We start from the raw sequence: 1,828 nt of genomic DNA, 5'->3' as shown, positions 1-1,828 counted from the left end.
CGCTTGCACACAGCCTTTTGCGTAGGTCTCTTCTGCAATGTCGCCGGGATACGCGATCGCTGCGCCGCCGTACTGCACAATTTTCCGCGCTACATCCTCAATCGGATCGCTCGGCAGCCCGCTGACAACGACTTTGGCGCCTTCCTTGGCAAACTTGTGGGCGATCGCTTCTCCGATTCCGGTGCCTGCTCCAGTGACGATCGCAACCTTCCCTTCCAGTCGCTGTGTCATACGCTCTTTCTCCTAGTGCTACCTCAAGGGTGGCTAGGGTGGATAGGTTTTCCTCTACCTACAGATGGGTTCGCGGCTTCTGTCTGCGGCGGGGTTCATTCTCCTCGTTCCGTCGTTAAGGTTCTGGCAGAAATTATGAGGTGCTTATGACATTTGTTTCTTCAAATACCGCCAACGAGCAGCTTGGTGCATTTCAAAGTCTGGATGTGGACGAGCAGCTAGCCCTGTTCTACTTCATCTACAAAGAAATGGGGCATTCCATTACGCCCGCAGCACCGGGAGCTAGCACAGTGTCTCCAACGATCGCCGAGGCGCTGTTCAATCAGGTAAAGGACAAGTCTCACGAAGAGCAGTTGCAGATTCAGCGCGATCTGATTCAGAGAAAGAACTCACTGCTCGCTCGTGAGTACGGCGCATTGGGTGACACGACGAAGCTGCTGTTTTGGTATCTACTGTCACAAGGAATGGACAACGGCACGATTATTCCTTTGCCGCCCAACTACGAGCTTTCCTCAGAGGCGAAGAGCTTGTTTGAGCAGATCAAAGGCTTGGATTTCAGTCAGCAAATTACGCTGTTCCGCGACTATGTTGCTCCGATGGGTGTAGACCCAGCTACGGCTGAGCACGACAGCGAAACAGGTCTGTAGGTTGCCTTCGCCTTGCGATAGATGAAGGCGGATCATTCCTAAGCCAAGGTTGATTTAGAACCGTTTAGCAATCACATGGAGCAACGTTTATGACAGCTACCAGTTCCCGCGCTATTAGCAATTTGGAATACGACTTGATTACCGTTCTGCAAAACAAAGCAGAAGCGCTGAAGGCATACGAAATATACATCAAAGACGCTCAGGAGACAGATTCCCAGCCCTGTGTCGAGCTGTTTCGGAAGCTTCAGCAAGCTGACATGCAGCAGATCGAAGAGATTCGTCATCACGTGCAGCAAGTTATGCAAAACGGCAAAATGTAGGGAAAGTCAGCAGGCAGCAATTGTTGAACTGAATCGCTAACAGTTAATAACCACTAGCTGTTAGTGAGTACTTTGCTATTTCTGTCGTTCTACTGACTAGATAATTAGGCTATTGAATTTGTGATTTAGTAGTCTACTGCGCAAAAAGTCCTGGGTTGCATTGCTCAACTCAGGATTTTTTGCTGGTCGGAACCGATTACACTAAAACAAGCGCGCGACGTTAATTATGGTAGCTATGCGGAATTGGACATGGGTGATCTCTTTACTGGCTGCTGCATTTGTCGCGCTGTGGAGCTATCCCGCGATCGCCGCAACCGGAGCCAAATACACGCAGCAATACACTCCGCCGTCCTCTTACAGTAACGCGCAGTTGGCAGGGCGCGACTTTTCTGGGCAAACGCTGCGAGTTGCAGAATTCTCTAACGCCAACCTGAATCGAGCAAACTTTACGGATGCGAATTTGCAGGGAGCCGTGCTCAGCGCTTCGACCATGACTGAGACAAATTTGCATCACGCCGACCTGACGCAGGCAATGATCGATCAAGTGAAATTGATTCGCGTTGATCTCAGCGATGCGGTTTTGGTCAATGCCATTCTGCTGCGATCGACCTTTGAAGACGTGACGATTAC

4 protein-coding genes are annotated in these 1,828 nt (G+C 50.5%); 3 read left to right on the top strand and 1 reads right to left on the bottom strand.

Annotation, left to right across the window (positions count from 1 at the left end; genetic code table 11):
• Positions 1–231: SDR family NAD(P)-dependent oxidoreductase (locus H6F43_RS00805; RefSeq protein ID WP_190340132.1), on the bottom strand; the 231-nt coding region annotated here is incomplete at its 3' end.
• Between the two features lie 146 nt (positions 232–377).
• On the opposite strand from H6F43_RS00805, the gene H6F43_RS00800 reads away from it, so the two are divergent.
• From H6F43_RS00800 to H6F43_RS00790, 3 genes are all read left to right on the top strand, one after another.
• On the top strand, positions 378–878 hold the full coding sequence (locus H6F43_RS00800) for an orange carotenoid protein N-terminal domain-containing protein (RefSeq protein ID WP_190340131.1): 501 nt from the start codon (positions 378–380) through the stop codon (positions 876–878).
• 89 nt (positions 879–967) lie between these two features.
• Positions 968–1,198 carry a hypothetical protein gene (locus H6F43_RS00795; protein ID WP_190340130.1) on the top strand — a complete coding sequence of 77 codons (231 nt, stop codon included), beginning with the start codon at positions 968–970 and terminating at the stop codon, positions 1,196–1,198.
• 253 nt (positions 1,199–1,451) lie between these two features.
• Positions 1,452–1,828, top strand: a 377-nt coding sequence (locus tag H6F43_RS00790; protein ID WP_347272353.1) for a pentapeptide repeat-containing protein, incomplete at its 3' end; no start/stop codon positions are given.

It is taken from the genome of Leptolyngbya sp. FACHB-36, assembly GCF_014695955.1.
Lineage (GTDB): Bacteria > Cyanobacteriota > Cyanobacteriia > Leptolyngbyales > Leptolyngbyaceae > FACHB-36.
Note: the sequence above shows the minus strand (reverse complement) of the source record. Positions and strands in the feature narration are given on the sequence as shown.

What these genes read in the sequence shown, in the direction of transcription:
- H6F43_RS00795 (WP_190340130.1), top strand. Translation starts at nt 968, where the DNA reads ATGACAGCTACCAGTTCCCGCGCTATTAGCAATTTGGAATACGACTTG.
- H6F43_RS00800 (WP_190340131.1), top strand. Translation starts at nt 378, where the DNA reads ATGACATTTGTTTCTTCAAATACCGCCAACGAGCAGCTTGGTGCATTT.